Origin of the sequence: Planomonospora antibiotica, from assembly GCF_014647955.1 — a bacterium.
GTDB classification, from domain to species: domain Bacteria; phylum Actinomycetota; class Actinomycetes; order Streptosporangiales; family Streptosporangiaceae; genus Planomonospora; species Planomonospora parontospora.
In genome coordinates, this window is sequence record NZ_BMQE01000048.1 from 1 (window position 1) to 14,723 (window position 14,723).

The 14,723-nt window shown below is 74.2% G+C and carries 11 protein-coding genes; 5 read left to right on the forward strand and 6 right to left on the reverse strand.

Annotated elements, in window-relative coordinates:
- Positions 1 to 130 (reverse strand): NAD-binding protein (locus tag IEZ06_RS29640; protein ID WP_229798887.1); only part of this gene is annotated, 130 nt, incomplete at its 3' end.
- Positions 131 to 539: 409 nt separating this feature from the next.
- On the opposite strand from IEZ06_RS29640, the gene IEZ06_RS29645 reads away from it, so the two are divergent.
- Positions 540 to 2,087, forward strand: a complete 1,548-nt coding sequence (locus IEZ06_RS29645) for an AfsR/SARP family transcriptional regulator (protein WP_189239986.1) — start codon at positions 540 to 542, stop codon at positions 2,085 to 2,087.
- A gap of 64 nt (positions 2,088 to 2,151) precedes the next feature.
- Here IEZ06_RS29645 and IEZ06_RS29650 read toward each other — a convergent pair whose 3' ends face one another.
- The 3 genes from IEZ06_RS29650 to IEZ06_RS29660 form a co-directional block, all read right to left on the reverse strand.
- Positions 2,152 to 3,033 (reverse strand): NAD(P)-dependent oxidoreductase, encoded by an 882-nt coding sequence (locus IEZ06_RS29650; protein WP_229798877.1) that lies wholly within the window; start codon positions 3,031 to 3,033, stop codon positions 2,152 to 2,154.
- A gap of 368 nt (positions 3,034 to 3,401) precedes the next feature.
- Positions 3,402 to 4,250 carry a dihydropteroate synthase gene (gene folP / locus IEZ06_RS29655; RefSeq protein WP_189239987.1) on the reverse strand — a complete coding sequence of 283 codons (849 nt, stop codon included), beginning with the start codon at positions 4,248 to 4,250 and terminating at the stop codon, positions 3,402 to 3,404.
- 93 nt (positions 4,251 to 4,343) lie between these two features.
- The gene (locus IEZ06_RS29660) at positions 4,344 to 5,213 is read right to left on the reverse strand and encodes a LysR family transcriptional regulator (RefSeq protein ID WP_068893856.1); all 870 of its coding nucleotides are present in this window, start codon (positions 5,211 to 5,213) and stop codon (positions 4,344 to 4,346) included.
- A 724-nt stretch (positions 5,214 to 5,937) separates the two neighbouring features.
- Here IEZ06_RS29660 and IEZ06_RS29665 point away from each other — a divergent pair.
- On the forward strand, positions 5,938 to 7,026 hold the full coding sequence (locus tag IEZ06_RS29665; RefSeq protein ID WP_189239988.1) for a neutral zinc metallopeptidase: 1,089 nt from the start codon (positions 5,938 to 5,940) through the stop codon (positions 7,024 to 7,026).
- Positions 7,027 to 7,170: 144 nt separating this feature from the next.
- Positions 7,171 to 9,078: an LCP family glycopolymer transferase gene (locus tag IEZ06_RS37370; RefSeq protein WP_268245637.1), complete on the forward strand. Its 1,908-nt coding sequence runs from the start codon at positions 7,171 to 7,173 to the stop codon at positions 9,076 to 9,078.
- A 133-nt stretch (positions 9,079 to 9,211) separates the two neighbouring features.
- On the opposite strand, the gene IEZ06_RS29675 is transcribed toward IEZ06_RS37370, so the two are convergent.
- Positions 9,212 to 11,257, reverse strand: coding sequence for a spermine/spermidine synthase domain-containing protein (locus IEZ06_RS29675; protein ID WP_189239990.1), 2,046 nt, complete (start codon positions 11,255 to 11,257; stop codon positions 9,212 to 9,214).
- Between the two features lie 180 nt (positions 11,258 to 11,437).
- On the opposite strand from IEZ06_RS29675, the gene IEZ06_RS29680 reads away from it, so the two are divergent.
- On the forward strand, positions 11,438 to 12,790 hold the full coding sequence (locus IEZ06_RS29680; protein ID WP_189239991.1) for a S8 family peptidase: 1,353 nt from the start codon (positions 11,438 to 11,440) through the stop codon (positions 12,788 to 12,790).
- A 148-nt stretch (positions 12,791 to 12,938) separates the two neighbouring features.
- On the forward strand, positions 12,939 to 13,166 hold the full coding sequence (locus IEZ06_RS29685; protein ID WP_229798879.1) for a hypothetical protein: 228 nt from the start codon (positions 12,939 to 12,941) through the stop codon (positions 13,164 to 13,166).
- 171 nt (positions 13,167 to 13,337) lie between these two features.
- Here the strand turns inward: IEZ06_RS29685 and IEZ06_RS29690 are convergent, their stop codons facing one another.
- Positions 13,338 to 14,420, reverse strand: a complete 1,083-nt coding sequence (locus IEZ06_RS29690) for a methyl-accepting chemotaxis protein (protein WP_189239993.1) — start codon at positions 14,418 to 14,420, stop codon at positions 13,338 to 13,340.
- Positions 14,421 to 14,723: the final 303 nt, after the last annotated feature.

The window sequence follows — 14,723 nt, forward strand, 5'->3', positions numbered from 1 at the left end:
TCTGCACCACCTTCGGCCGGCTGTCGATCGCCAGCACCTCGGTGCCCCGCCGCACCAGCTCCGCCGCCAGCGAACTGCCGAACCGGCCGAGCCCGATCACCACGACCGGGTCGTTCCTCGTGTCAGGCAACGATCGTCCTCTCCTGGGGTTCACCGCGGGGATGGCGCCACGGGGCGCGGGCACGCCCTGCCCGGACCGGCGGGCGCGGGTGCGCGGCCGGCGGCTCCCGCCGGGGCGGAGGCGGCGGGCCCGTGGACACGCCCACCGTAGCGAACCCCGGAACCGTCCCGTACGGGGTGCGCCCGTACGGGGTGCGTTCCCCGAGAGTGCCGGAGAAGTCGGCCTGCCGGACCGGTACGCCGGTGACGGCGTGGGCGGCGTGGACGGGGTCCGGCGCGGCCCCGGCGGTCCCGGGGTGTCCCGTTCCGAGGCGTCCGCCGAGTCGGCGCTCACCCGATCCGGATGCACCGCGGAACCCCCGGATCCGGACCGGCCGGTACGATCAAGGCATGACGGCCCCTGATCGCGGACAGGCGTGATGCGTTTCCGCATGCTGGGCCCGCTGGAGGTCCGGAACGGAGATCGGGCGGCCGCGCTCGGCGGCGCCAGGCAGAAGTCGGCACTCGCCCTGCTCCTGCTGCACGCCAACCGGACGGTGGCGACGAGCAGGCTGCTGGACGCGCTCTGGCCTGCGGGACAGGCTCCGCCCTCGGCGCGCAAGATCCTGCAGAACGCCGTCTCGGGCCTGCGCGAGGCCCTGGCCGGCGACGGGCGGGCGGCGGCCGGGGCGGTGCTGGTCACCCGTCCTCCCGGATACATGCTCACGGTCGATCCCGAGCAGGTCGATCTCCACGTGTTCGAGCGGCTGGTCGCCCAGGGCCGTGCCCATCTCGCCCGGGGCGGGTACGCGCAGGCCGCCGCGGTCCTCCGGGAGGCGCTCGACCTGTGGCGCGGCCCCGCGCTCGCCGACCTGGTCGAGACCGGCGTCTCCTGGCCGGAGTTGGCGGCGGTGGAGAACACCCGGCTCGACGCGACCGAGGACTACTTCGAGGCGGCGCTGGCCTGCGGCCGGCATCACGAGGTGGTGCGCGAGCTCGAGGCCGCGGTGCGGAGCGAGCCGCTGCGCGAGAGGTCCTGCGGCCACCTCATGCTCGCCCTCTACCGGTGCGGGCGCCAGGCGGACGCTCTGGAGACGTACGAGCGGACACGCACCGCGCTGGTCGAGGATCTGGGCGTCGATCCCGGCCACGACCTGCGGGCGCTGCAGCGGGCGATCCTCAACCACGATCCCGCCCTCCGCCCGGCCGTGGCCGCCGGGCCCCCCGCGCCGGTCGGGGCGGCGGGCACCTCCCGGGACGGCGCGGCCGCCGTGGAGGAGTGCCTGGCCGGGCACTCACTGCCCATCGTGGACCGCGAGTACGAGCTGGCCGTCGTCCAGGGGATGCTGGAGCGGGCCCGGCACCGGCGCCGGCCGCACCTGGTGACGGTGCTGGGCGGGCCCGGCCTCGGCAAGACCCGGTTCCTGATCGAGGTCGAGCGCCGGCTCGTCAGCCGGACGCAGAGCGCCCGCTATCTGGTGAGCCGGTGCCCGACCACCGGCGTCACGATCCAGAGCCTGGGCGGCGCCCCCCGGCTGCCGGCCTCGGAGCTCACCCGCCTCGAGGGAATGCTGGCGGTGGACGGCGCCCAGGACGCCGCCCGCATGGCGGCGGTGTGGAAGGAGTTCCTCGCCGGGCACCCGCTGGACCTTCCGCTGGTCCTGGTCATCGATGATCTGCACCAGGGACCGGACGCCCTGCTGGAGTTCGTGGACGGGCTGGCCGTGGGTTCCGATCCGGTTCCCGTGCTGGTCGTCGCGGCCGCCCGCGCGGACCTGCTGGACCGCAGCCCCTGCTGGAGCGGCGGCGGGTCCGACTCCGCCGTACTCACACTGGACCGGCTCTCCGACACGGCGGTGGACCAGCTGCTCGACTTCCTGTGGCTCACCGGCGCGGTGGAGCCGCACGGCCCGCCCGGCGACCGGCGCGACCACCTGCGCGGGCTGCTGCAGGCGGCCGCGCGGCCGCCGGAACCACGGAGCCGTTGAGCCCGGAGGGAGTGACCGTCCGGCCCGGCCGGTCTCCCCGCGGCCGTCCCGGCGGCGCCGGGTCCTACCGTTCGCGCATCTGCTCGATCAGCCGGGCGTAGCCGTCGGCGGCGTGGCCGTCGGCGATCGCCCGTTCGACCATGGCCCTGGTCCGGGCGGGAGAATCGGCGTCGACGCCCCGGAGCCGGCTCTCGTGGATCAGGTGGCCGAGCGGCGACAGGTGGGTCTCCAGTGTCGCGTCGTGCGCCGCGTACTCGCCCGCGTCGATCTGCTCGGCCATGGGGGGCAGGAACGAGGCCACCCCGCCCAGCCAGCCGGTGGCGAACGGCACGAACGCGGTCGCCGGGATCTTCTCGGTGCCGACCAGCGCCGCGGCGTGCAGGAACCCGTTGAGCGTCGACCACATGATGTCCAGCAGGGCCACGTCGTACAGTGCCGGGATTCCGGTGTCGGGACCCAGGTAGGTGCTGCCCCCGCCCAGCCGTTCCAGCACCGGCCTGCTCTCGTCGAAGAGCTCCTGCTCCCCGCCGTAGAGGATGACGGCCTCGGGCGTGCCGATGCCCTGCGGGGTCATCATGATCGCTCCGTCGAGGTAGCCGATCCCGTGCCCGGCGGCCCAGCCGGCCAGGTCGCGCGCCTCCTGCGACGTCCCGGAGGTCAGGTTGACCACCACCCGGCCGGCCAGCGCCGCGCTCACCGGCTCCAGGACCTCCCGTACCGCGTCGTAGTCGCGGACGCAGACGACGACCACCTGCCCGGCCGCGACCGCGTCGCCGACCGCGGCCGCGCGCACCGCACCCTTCCCGACGAGGTCGTCGCCCCTGCCCGCGGAGCGGTTCCAGACCGTCGTCGGGTGACCGCCGTCGAGGAACGCGCCGGCCAGGGCGGCGCCCATCATGCCCAGACCGAGGACGGTGACCGCTGGACGCTCACTGTTCATGTGCATGCTCCGAATCATTCGAGTGGATCGCGGGAGGGCGGGCGACTGCTCGGCGCTCGCCGGAACCGGGCCGGCGACGCGGCCGGTCCCGGGGCTCAACCCTGCACGGCCGCGTCCACCGGACGCCCATCGCTCCGTTCCGGCGCCCCCCGGCGACCGGTTACCGGTCCGTTACCGGCATGCACAGGCACCGGACCGGCCGCCCGCGCGTCCTCCGGCGACGTGTCCGCGCGCGGGTCCACCGCACCGGGCGGAATCCCACCGGCAGGCCACCGCTCCGGGTGAGCGGATCCCACCGGCAGGCCATCCCTCCCAGGCCGGACTCCACCGGCAGGCCACCGCGCTCAGGCGGGTCCGGCGCCCTGCCGCAGCGCTCAGGCGGGTCCGGCGCCCTGCCGCAACGCGGTGACGGCGGCGAGGGCGGCGCGGGCGGAGGCGGCGTCGTGGACGCGGAAGACCCGGGCGCCCTGCCAGGCGGAGACCGCCAGGGTGGCCATGGTCCCGGCGTGCCGCTCGTCGACCGGGAGCCCGCCCAGGGTCTCGCCGACGAAGTCCTTGTTGGAGACCGCGACGAGCACCGGCCAGCCGGTGGCGACCATCTCGTCCAGGCGGCGGCCCACCTCCAGGGAGTGGTAGGTGTTCTTGCCGAAGTCGTGGGCCGGGTCGATGAGGATCGACTCGCGGGCGACCCCGGCGGCGACCGCCCGCTCGGCCAGGTCCACGGTGTAGCCGATCACGTCGGCCACCACGTCGGCGTAGGCGATGCGGTGCGGGCGCGTGCGCGGGGCGACCCGCCCGGCGTGCGCGCAGACCAGGCCGATGCCGTGCGCGGCGGCGACCTCGGCTAGGGCCGGGTCCACTCCGCCCCAGGTGTCGTTGAGCAGGTCGGCGCCGACCTCGGCCACGACCTCGCCGACCTCCGCGCGCCAGGTGTCGACGCTGACGATCAGATCGGGATGGCGCTCGCGGACCGCCGCGACCAGGTCCGCCACCCGGCGGATCTCCTCGGCCGGGTCCACCTCGTCACCGGGGCCCGCCTTGACCCCGCCGATGTCGACGATGTCGGCGCCTCCGGCGACCGCCCGGTCCACCGCCTCCAGGGCGGCGTCGAACCCGTAGGTCCTGCCTTTGTCGAAGAACGAGTCGGGGGTGCGGTTGACCACCGCCATGATCGCGAACTCGCCGGGCCGGAACTCACGGCCGCGCAGACGCAAGATAGTCATCGGGACCGAGCCTACCGCCCGGGCCGGAGAGGCCGGCGCTCCCACCTGCGCCGCCTCTGTGGGTTCTGCTGACAACCGACGTGCCAGGCGTTCCTAGGCGGCCGACCCACCCTCGGCCACGGTCAGGAACTCCTGCGCGATGGCGGGCAGACGCCGCCTCGCGTGGACGAGCGCGATCACCCGGCGGAGCGAGGGATCGAGCGACCGGACCACGAGTCCGGCCCGGACGGCCTGCTCGGCCGTCCCGCGGTACCAGAGCAGGGAGGCCGCGCCCGCCCGGACCGGCTCCAGCCGGTCGTCGCGCCCATCGGTCTCCAGGGCCGCCACGGGGGCGACGCCGTACTTGGCGAACAGGGAGTCGAACTCCCTGCGCCGGATGCCGCCCGGGGCCGGGAGCACCAGCGGCATGCCGTCGAGCATGCGCACCGGCACCGGGTCGGGGAGGTCGAGGCCGGGCGGGGAGATCAGCACGATCTCCTGCCGCTCCAGCGGGTGGCTGATCAGGTCGGCGGGGACGGGCAGGTCCGTGAGGCCGAGGTCGGCCCGCTGGTCCCTGATGGCGCTGACCACGCCGTCCCGTCCGTCGCAACGGACGATGTGCACGCGCACCTTGGGGTGCTCCGCGCTGTAGGCGCGGAGGATGCGGCCCGCCACCCCCGGCTCGAGGCCGGGTGGGGAGGCGATGCGCAGTTCCGCCTCGGGCGACCGGCCCTGGGCGGAGAGCGCCTCGATCTCGTGGACGGCGTCGAGCGCCTCCCGGGCCAGCTTGACCACCCGGCGCCCCTGCGCCGTGACGATCACGCCGCGCCCGGAGCGGGCGAACAACGTCATCCCGAGCTCGCGTTCCAGATCCCTGATCGCACGGGAAAGCGCAGGTTGTGCGATGTACAGCGACCTGGCCGCATCGGTCATGGTGCGGTGCTCCGCCGTCGCGACCACGTAGCGGAGCTGCTGCAGATTCATGGCTCCGAAGCTAGGACACGGCGACCGGCCCGGTCCTGCACATCGCGGAGATCACCTCAGATGATTTCGGACGGTAGCCGAATACGGTCACATCCGTGACGAATGATAAATCAGTATGCTTACGCCCCAAATTCGACAGGGCATCAGGCCGGCCGGATCGATCGGGCTCCTGGTGCACGGGGAGACACGGGGAGACAGAGTGACAGCCAGCGGGCAGTACCCTCCGCCGCCACCGCCGCCTCGGGGGCGTCCGCATCCCGCCCCGCCCCCGCCCGGCCACCCGCCGCAGGGGCACCCGCACCACGCTCCTCCGCAGGGGCAGCCGTACCAGGCTCCTCCGCAGGGCGCGCCCGCCGGACAGGGCTACCCGCCCCCGCCGAACGCGCCCTACCCGCCCCCGGCACACCCGCAGGGACCCCCGCCCGGCCACGGCCACCCGCAGGGGCCGCCGCCGGGCCAGGGGCGCATGCCGTACGGCCAGCCGCCCCCGCCGCCCGGCCCGCACCACCGGCAACCCGCCCACTCACCGCAGGGGCCCGGACCGGGTCATCCGCCGCCGGGGCGCCCCCCGCAGGGGCACCCGTACCAGGCTCCTCCGCAGGGCCCGCCCGCCGGACAGGGCTACCCGCCCCCGCCGAACGCGCCCTACCCGCCCCCAGCACACCCGCAGGGACCCCCGCCCGGCCACGGCCACCCGCAGGGGCCGCCGCCGGGCCAGGGGCGCATGCCGTACGGCCAGCCGCCCCCGCCGCCCGGCCCGCACCACCGGCAACCCGCCTACCCGCCGCCCGCCTGGCAGCCGCCGCGGCCCCGCAGCGGGGGCGGGGCCGGGGTGGTGGTCGGCGCCGTCTTCGGCCTGCTCGCGCTCACCTTCACCGGACTCGTGCTGGTCGGAGCGCTGATCAAGAGCAGCCGTGACTCGGTCTCGGTCTCGCCGGTCGCGATCCCCACCTTCACTCCGCCCGAGCGGTCCACCGAGCGGCCCGGCGACGGCAGGAGCGGCGAACCGGAGCCCCGCACGTCCCAGCCGTCCGCGGAGCCGTCGGAGACCACGGAGACCTCGGAGCCCCGCCGGACCCTCAACACGAGCCTGAAGAACAACTCGCTCTACGCGAACCGGGGCCTGCCCCGGGTGAACTGCCCGGCGGGGTCCGGGAGCATCTACAGCCACAGCCAGCTCAAGTCACTGATCCTCAAGACCTCCCGGTGCATGGACAAGGTCTGGTCGAAGACCCTGCAGGACAGGGGCATCGCCTGGCACCGCCCGGGGTACGCCATCACGTCGCGGCGGGGCCGCGGCGCCTGCGGCGACTTCCCGCAGACCGGGAGCATCGTGCCGTACTACTGCCCGCGCAACACCACGATCTACGCCTCCACCACGGCGATGGCCAAGGGGTCGGGCAACGCGCTGGGCTACGGCCAGATCACCGACTGGCACGGCGCGATCATCAGCATGATGGCCCACGAGTACGGTCACCACGTCCAGCAGCTGTCGGGACTGTCCAACACGTGGTGGCAGCAGACGCTCGAGTCGGGCAGCCGGAGCGGCAAGCTCGCGCTGAGCCGCCGGTTCGAGCTCCAGGCCACCTGCTTCGGCGGGATGTTCATGCGCGCGGCCGCGGCCAGCTACCCGGTCACCCCGGCCCGGCGCAACACGCTCTACTACTTCTACTCGCGGGTGGGCGACCATCCGGGCTGGCCCCGCGACCACGGCTCCCCGGCGAACAACAACCGCTGGTTCCGCCAGGGATACGAGAAGAACAAGACCTTCCAGTGCAACACCTGGCTCGCCCCGTCCTCCACGACCTCATAGGTTAAACCTCCCTTCACCCAGAATTGCCCAGCTGTCTGTCATGTCCAGATATGGGGGCTAGAATCCAGGGCAATTCTGTGCAATTGGGGGACCTCGGCTGTCATGCCAGGTGGACCGGGCCAAACCATAGGAAGCGGTGTGACGATGCACCTTGGGCAGGACTCGGGGGATCTCACCGGCGAGGGCGGGAAACGCCGCCCCCGCCGACGTGCGAGCCGGGCGGCGGGCCCCGGCGGTGCGCCCGCCGGGCACCCACCCGACGCGGCCGGTACGCCGGGCGCGGCCGCCGCGTCCGGTGCCTCCGGCAGCGCTCCCGGCGCCTCCGGCGCACCCGGGGTGCCGACCGCCGCATCCGGGGTGCCGACCGCGGAGGCGGCGAGAGCCCCACGCCCCCGGGACGCCGCACCGGGGGAGGCCGGGACCCCGCCGCCCGGCACGCAGGCCGGTCCCGCTCCGGCGGGCCCGCCGGAGGGCTCCGCGCCCTCGGGTCCGCCGCCCGGCATGCAGACCGGTCCCGCTCCGAAGGGCTCCGCGCCCTCGGGCTCTCCGTCCGCACCCGCGCCCTCAGGTCCGCCGTCCGCACCCGCGCCGCGGCCCCGGTTCGCCCGGCCGCTGACCACCGGGGCACTCATCGGCTGGACCGCGCTCTCGGTGATCCTGCCCGGTGCGGCGCACCTGCGCGCCGGGCGGCGCCGCGTCGGCTACATCCTCCTCGGCGCCTTCGGCGTGCTGCTGCTCCTGGGACTGGTCGCCGGGATCGCGCTGGGCAACAACACCGGTCTCGCCGCCCGGGACGGCGTCCTCGGCCTGGGCGCGGGCCTGGCCGGCCTCGGCGCGCTCGGCTGGTTTCTGCTGGTGCTCGCCTCCTACATCACGCTCGGCCCCAGCCGCCTCAGCGGCACGGGCCAGATCGTCTCCGGGATCGCCATCGGCACGCTCTGCGTCACCGTCATGGCGCCCTTCGCGCTGGCCGCCAGCACGGTGCTGACCATCAAGCAGACGGCCAACGACATCTTTCCGAGCGGCCCGCAGGACGACCCCGCGGCGCCCACGTTCAAGCCCGAGGACCCCTGGGACGGGCGCGACCGGATCAACTTCCTGCTCATCGGCGGCGACGGCGCGGGCAACCGGGAGGGCATCCGCACCGACAGCATGAACGTGGCCAGCATCCACATCAAGACCGGCAACACCGTCATGTTCAGCCTCCCGCGCAACCTGCAGCACGTGCGCTTCCCGCCCACCAGCCCGCTGGCCAAGCAGTTCCCCAACGGCTTCATGCGCGAGCTGCCCAACGGCGGCCTGCTCAACGAGGTCTGGCAGTACGCCGAGGACCACCCGGAGGTCATGGGGCGCAAGCACCAGGGCCCCCGGGCGCTCATGGACGCCATCGGCTACACGCTCAACCTGAAGATCGACTACTACGCCCTGATCAACATGTACGGCTTCGCCCACCTGGTCGACGCCATCGGTGGGCTGAAGATCAAGGTGGAGCACGACGTCAAGTACGGCGGCTCGTTCGGCACCGCCGGCACGATCAAGGCCGGCTACCAGACGCTCTCCGGCGAGGAGGCCCTCTGGTACGGCCGCTCGCGCGTCGGCAGCGACGACTTCTCCCGGATGGCCCGCCAGCGCTGCGTCATCGGCGCGTTCGCCCAGCAGGCCACCCCCGCCGTCGTCCTGACGAACTTCACCAAGATCGCGGGCGTGGCCAAGCGGATGGCCCAGACGAACATCCCGCGCGACATGCTGGAGCACCTGACCGACCTGGCCCTCAAGGTCAAGGACGCGAGGATCACCAGCCTCCAGTTCGTGCCGCCGGAGTTCTACACCGGCTCCCCCGACTGGCAGAAGATCCGCGCCGCGTCCGCCAAGGCGCTGCGCCAGTCGACCCAGCCCCGCCGGAACTCCCTGGCCGGCCGCGGGACGGCCACGCCCGGCGCGACCGGCACCTCCCCCACCCCGGCGCTCAGCGCGCCCGCCAGACCGACGGCGAGCAAGAGCCCGACGGCCAACAAGAGCGCCCAGTCCCTCGACGAGCTCTGCGGCCTCTAGCCGCCGCGCCGCATACCCGGGCCCGGATCCCGCACGGGGGTCCGGGCCCCGCGCGTCCGGCGTCGGCCGACCGCCGCGTCCGGACCGTCCGGTGTGCTCAGACGGCCCGGTGTGCTCAGGCGACCCGGCGCGCTCAGACCGCCCGGGCGGTCCTCGGCAGCAGCGCGAACGCCCCCAGGTAGAGCAGGCCCGCCACGGCCAGCAGCGCCTGGTAGCCGATGACCAGCGCCAGGTACTCCAGGCAGCCGCCGACCATCGCCCCCAGCAGGTTGGCGCCGAACGCGGTCGTGCCGTCGGCGGAGTCGGCGAAGCGCTTGGCGAACACCACGTTGGCCGCGAAGATCGGCAGGAACGCCACCACCACGGCGACCGCCGCCCGCGCCGGCACCGGCAGGCCCAGCAGCCAGGAGTCCGGCACCAGCCAGGCCAGCACGAGGCCGGCCAGCAGCACGCCGTACATGACGGGCAGCGACGGGGTGCGGAAGCGGCGCGTCACCTCCACCGCGGCCAGCACCGCGACCAGCACCCCGGCGAACACGATCGCGTTGACCACCCAGGTGGTGCCGAACAGCAGCGCGAACCCGGTCACGCTCTTGGTCTCCAGCAGCAGGAACGCCACCCCGAGCAGGAACAGGTCGGCATAGGGGCGCATCCGGCGGTACGGCCCGGCGACCACCCGGACCGCGAGCAGGCTGACGATCAGGATCAGCAGCAGGGTGACGACGTAGATCTGCGGGATCGTCCGGTCCTTCAGGTAGAGGAAGGGCCGGTCGTCCCCCGAGGGCGGCGGAGTGGCGGCGGTCGCGCCCGCCCACTCGGCGCCGCAGGACTGGGCCTGCGCGGTGACCCCCGCGGTGATCACCGCCTGCTGCCCGGCCGTGCTCACGACGTCCACGCACGGCTTGTGCCCGAAGGCGGCCTGCACGGTCGAGGCGAGCCGGTCCACCAGCCAGCTCTCCCGGTAGTAGTTGTACATCGAGAAGGCGCCGCCGGGCTTGAGGTGCTCGCGGGCCGCCTCCATCGCCTCCCGGGTGAACAGGTAGCTCTCCAGCCGGAGCGAGCTCGCCCCGGAGACCAGGGTGAGCGAGTCGGGCAGGGCGAACAGGATCAGGTCGTACTTCTTGTCCGTCTGCTCCAGGAAGGCTCGGCCGTCGGTGATGTGGGTGGTGACGCGCGGGTCGGCGTAGGGCCGGTCCGGGTGGTGGGCCGCGCCCAGCTCGCGGAGCCGGGGATCGATCTCCACCGCGTCCACCCGCCTCGCCCCCTTGGACAGCGCGATCGCCACGTCGGTGCCGCTGCCCGCGCCCACGATCAGCACGTCGTCCAGCCGCCCGCCGGCCGCCCGCTCGTACGGCAGGGCGTACTGCCGCTCCCACTCCAGCCGGTTCACAGCCGGGACGGCCCGCTGGTGCGGGATCCCGTTGACCTGGATGTCCATCACCGGCACGCCCTCCTGCTCGAAGCGGCTGTGGGTCACCTTGTAGTACGGCGACCACAGGGCCCCGGCGGTCAGCGTCTCGGCGGCCAGCGCCCCGACGACCACCAGCGCCGGCACGGCCAGCGCGACCCGCGGCCAGAGCCCGCGCGGCCGGAGCAGCACGGCGTAGGCGAGCGCGGCGATGACGCCCCACACCACCGGGGGCGCGCCGAGGAACGACAGCGCGGTGAACAGGCCGATGCCGGTCAGGCTGCCGACCAGGTCGTAGCGGTAGGCCTCCAGCCGGTCCAGCTCCGGGAAGCAGCGGCCGACCAGCTCGGCCGGGCCCATCAGCACGACCGCCGCGGCGACGAAGACCACCGGCAGGATCAGCCAGGGCGGCGGCCCGCCCGCGCTCAGGCTGGTCCAGTACAGGACGCCCTCGGTGTGCCGGTCCACAGTGACCGGGAACAGCAGGATGACCGCCACCAGGGCGGCCAGCGCGATCGGCGAGTAGTACGGCGGCCGGTCCGTCCGCCCCACCCGCAGGAAGCCCAGCCCGATGCCGAGGAACGAGCCGAGCAGCACGAAGTTGGTGAAGTAGCTCAGGTGGACGATGTTCGACCCGGTCCACCTGATCAGCGCCAGCTCCAGGAAGAGCATGAAGGCGCTGGCCACGACCAGCCTCGGCCGGGTGTCCAGCCAGTGCTCGGAACGGCTGTCGGGACGGTGGGGTGGCGTGCTCTGCGCCGCGGCGGTCATGCCGTCCAAACGTAGTGATCCCGGCCGTCCCGCGGAAGGAGGACCGGGCACGACGATTTGCCGGGATTGGCGTACAGACGCTGGTGGCGGGCGGTTTACGGGACTGGACGCGCCCGCGGGGATGCAGGAACGTGGGGAGGTTCGCTGTCTCCGAACCCTTCGAGCCCTCGGTGGTGTGCCATGCGGGTCCTGATCCAGCTCCGCCCCTCTCCGGACGTCGTCGCGGCCGTGGCCGACCCCCGCCGGACCGCGGCCGCGGCCGACGTCGCCGACGGCCTGCCGGGAGTCCTCCTGGACCCCTCCTTCGCGCCGGTGGCGGTGCCGCGCCCCGTCCCGCCCGCGGGCGGCGACCCGCTCTCGCTGAACCAGCCGCTGCGCTTCTCGCTCGCCGCGGAGGACGCCTCGGTCCTGGTCCGCGGGGAGATCTCCGACGACGAGGCCGCGGTCCGGCTGGCCCTGCTCCCGGCGCTCCGGCCCGACGTCGTCGGCGTCTTCGCCGACCCGGTGATCGAGTCGAACCTCACCTGCGGCGGCGACGCCCCGGTGGGCGACTGGCACGACGTGGCGCGGCTGCTGGCCGTGGAGGATCTCGCGGGCGAAGGGCTGGACGGCTCGGGGGTCGCGCTCGCCGTGCTGGACACCGGGATCAACACCGCGCACGTCACCCGCCACCTCGGCCGGGAGTTCACGCTGGACGCCGCGCGCAGCTGGAACCCGGCCGGGGTGACGGGCAAGGCCGGTGAGTTCGAGGTGGGCCACGGCACGATGTGCGCCTTCGACACGCTCATCGCCGCCCCCCGGGCGACGCTGCTCGACGTCCCCGTGCTGCTCTCCCGGCGGCCGGGCGGCTCGGCCGTCGACGGCCTGCTCTCGGACGCGGTCGCGGCCTTCGCCCACCTGCGCACGGTCCTCGATGCCCAGCCGGAGGAGTCGCGGGCCCTGGTGATCAGCAACAGCTGGGGTTCCTTCTCCCCCCGCTGGGACTTCCCCGTCGGCAGCCCGGGCAACTACTCCGACAACCCGGCCCACCCGTTCAACCTGATCGTGGCCAGTCTGGACGCGGCCGGCGCCGACGTGCTGTTCGCGGCGGGCAACTGCGGGCGCGACTGCCGCGACGGCCGGTGCGCCTTCCCCGACCGCCCGATCGTCGGCGCCAACTCCCACCCCCGCGTCCTGTCGGTCGGCGGCGTCGACACGGGCGGCGAGCGGGTGGGCTACTCCTCGCAGGGCCCCGGCCGTCTGGACGGCCGCAAGCCGGACCTGTGCGCCTACACCCACTTCTCCGGATCGAAGGCGTTCGGCGACGACCAGCCCGACTCCGGCACCTCGGCCGCCTGCCCGGTCGCCGCCGGGCTGGTGGCCGCCGTCCGCACGCGGTGGCCCGCCTCCCGGCTCTCCCCCGCCCAGCTGCGCACCCTGCTCCGCCGCACCGCCGACGACCGCAGCGAGGTGGGCTTCGACCACGACTACGGCTACGGCGTCGTCGACCCGCGGGGGATACTCGCCGCGCTGCGCCGCAGGAGCAGGGCCTGACGCGCTCTCCGGGCCGGACCGGCGCCGCCCCGGGCCGCGGGCGGCGCCTCCGGGCCGCAGACCCGCCCGGGCCCGTGTTTCGGTAGCGTCGGAGACGCCGGCCCGAGAGCGGGCCCCTACGTCGCGGACGATCGGTGGTCTCATGCGGATGGTGACGGTGCGTCTGGCGGCCGGGGCGACGCTGGCGCGGGCCATGGAGGAGCTCGGGCTGCCGGAGGAGGAGGTCGACACCGGCTACGGCCTGGTGGCGATCGATCCGGACCAGGGGCTGTACGGCCTGCGCGTGACGGAGGCCGGCGCCCGCCGGATGGACCCGGAGGCCGGGGGCGGTCCCTACTCCGACCCGCCCGTCGAACCGTACGGCCCGCCGCGGTAGGGCGGTGCGCCGCCGCGCGGCCGGCCCGCCACGGCACGGCGGTGGGCCGCGGCACGGCGGTACGGCCGCGGGCCACGGGCGGCCGGCCCGCCGCGGTGGAGCGGGCCCGATCTCGACGCGGCCGGCCCCCGACCGGCGGGCGGTCGGGGGCCGGGTGCGGTGCGGGGCCGGTCAGCCGTTCGTGACGGAGCTGAGCCTGGCGGCCTGCTCCTTCAGCGCCGCCGCGGCGGCGAGCACGGTCTCGGCGGCCCGGGCGGCGGACTGCCCGGACTCGGCGACCGCGACCATCCCGCGGGACATCTCCGTACTGGTCGCGCTCTGCTCCTCCACCGTGGTGGCGATCAGCGTCTGCTGCTCCGCCACGGTGTTGATGAGCCCGGCGATCCCGGAGATCCCCTCGGCGGCCTGGGTGCTCTCCGCCTGGATGCCCTCGATCATGTCGGTGATCTGCGCGGTGGCCTCGGCCGTGCGGGCGGCCAGGTCCTTGACCTCGGACGCCACGACCGCGAAGCCCTTGCCCATCTCACCCGCGCGTGCGGATTCGATGGTCGCGTTCAGGGCGAGCAGCTTGGTCTGCTCGGCGATCTCGGTGATCAGCTTGGTGATGCTGCCGATCTGCCGGCTCGACTCCTGCAGCTGCTCCATCCGGCGGGTCGCGTCGCGCGCCGAGTCGGCGGCGGTCGTGGTGCTGGACGCCGCGCTGCTGACCCCCTGGGAGATCTCCCGGATGCTCTCGCTCAGCTCGGTGGAGCTGTGCGAGACGGTCTCGGCCCGGCTCGCGCTCTCCCCGGCCGTGCGGACGAGCTCCTCGCCGGCCTCGGTGAGGTGGGAGCTGGCCGTGGAGAGCTCCTGGCTCAGCTGGCTCAGGGCCTCCTCCGTGCGGACCTGCTTGGTGGAGTCGGCCCACGTCAGGATGTACCCGCCGGGGATGCGGTCGTAGGTGGACGACCCGTGAGTCGTCTGGCCCTTGAACTCCATAATGTTGATCTTGGTGAACGGGAAGGACCTGGCCGCGCGGAGGTCCTTCTTCAGGACGTCGGCCAGCATGAGCAGCGCCTCGACCCCGTAGGTCGCCACGGTCTCCTGCATGAGCCGGTCGGCGGCCTGGTTGCGGTAGACGACCTCCCCCGCCTCGTCGACGATCAGCAGTGCGGCGGGCGCCTTGTCCAGTGCCGTCATCAGCGAGTCCCGGGACTGCACCAGCGGGTGGACGTCAGCGGCCGCTCGGCGAGACCGCCAGAATTTCATCATCATCGCTCCTTATGCCCTCACAGCAGCAGATCGGCACGGCGGGCCCGGACCTGAGGATCCGGCGGGGCCCGCGGCCGGGAATTTCCGCGACCGCGCCGCCGCGCACCCCGGGGTCGAGGCCGAGGGGGTGGTGGCGGCGCGGGGCGACGGTGGCGCAGCGTGGCGGTGGCGCAGCGTGGCGGTGGCGCGGGGCGACGGTGGCGCAGCGTGGCGGTGGCGCGGGGTGGACGCCCGGACGCCGTTGCCGCGATCATCGTCCTGCCCCGAGTCCGTACGTCGTCCGCGTCACGAAGCCCGCGTCCCGTG

Bases quoted from the DNA above. Each gene is read 5' to 3' on its own strand.
- IEZ06_RS29660 (WP_068893856.1), bottom strand. From the start codon at position 5,213: ATGAATCTGCAGCAGCTCCGCTACGTGGTCGCGACGGCGGAGCACCGC.
- folP (WP_189239987.1), bottom strand. From the start codon at position 4,250: ATGACTATCTTGCGTCTGCGCGGCCGTGAGTTCCGGCCCGGCGAGTTC.
- IEZ06_RS29665 (WP_189239988.1), top strand. From the start codon at position 5,938: ATGCCGTACGGCCAGCCGCCCCCGCCGCCCGGCCCGCACCACCGGCAA.
- IEZ06_RS29690 (WP_189239993.1), bottom strand. From the start codon at position 14,420: ATGATGATGAAATTCTGGCGGTCTCGCCGAGCGGCCGCTGACGTCCAC.
- IEZ06_RS29650 (WP_229798877.1), bottom strand. From the start codon at position 3,033: ATGCACATGAACAGTGAGCGTCCAGCGGTCACCGTCCTCGGTCTGGGC.
- IEZ06_RS29685 (WP_229798879.1), top strand. From the start codon at position 12,939: ATGGTGACGGTGCGTCTGGCGGCCGGGGCGACGCTGGCGCGGGCCATG.
- IEZ06_RS29675 (WP_189239990.1), bottom strand. From the start codon at position 11,257: ATGACCGCCGCGGCGCAGAGCACGCCACCCCACCGTCCCGACAGCCGT.
- IEZ06_RS29645 (WP_189239986.1), top strand. From the start codon at position 540: ATGCGTTTCCGCATGCTGGGCCCGCTGGAGGTCCGGAACGGAGATCGG.
- IEZ06_RS29680 (WP_189239991.1), top strand. From the start codon at position 11,438: ATGCGGGTCCTGATCCAGCTCCGCCCCTCTCCGGACGTCGTCGCGGCC.
- IEZ06_RS37370 (WP_268245637.1), top strand. From the start codon at position 7,171: ATGCACCTTGGGCAGGACTCGGGGGATCTCACCGGCGAGGGCGGGAAA.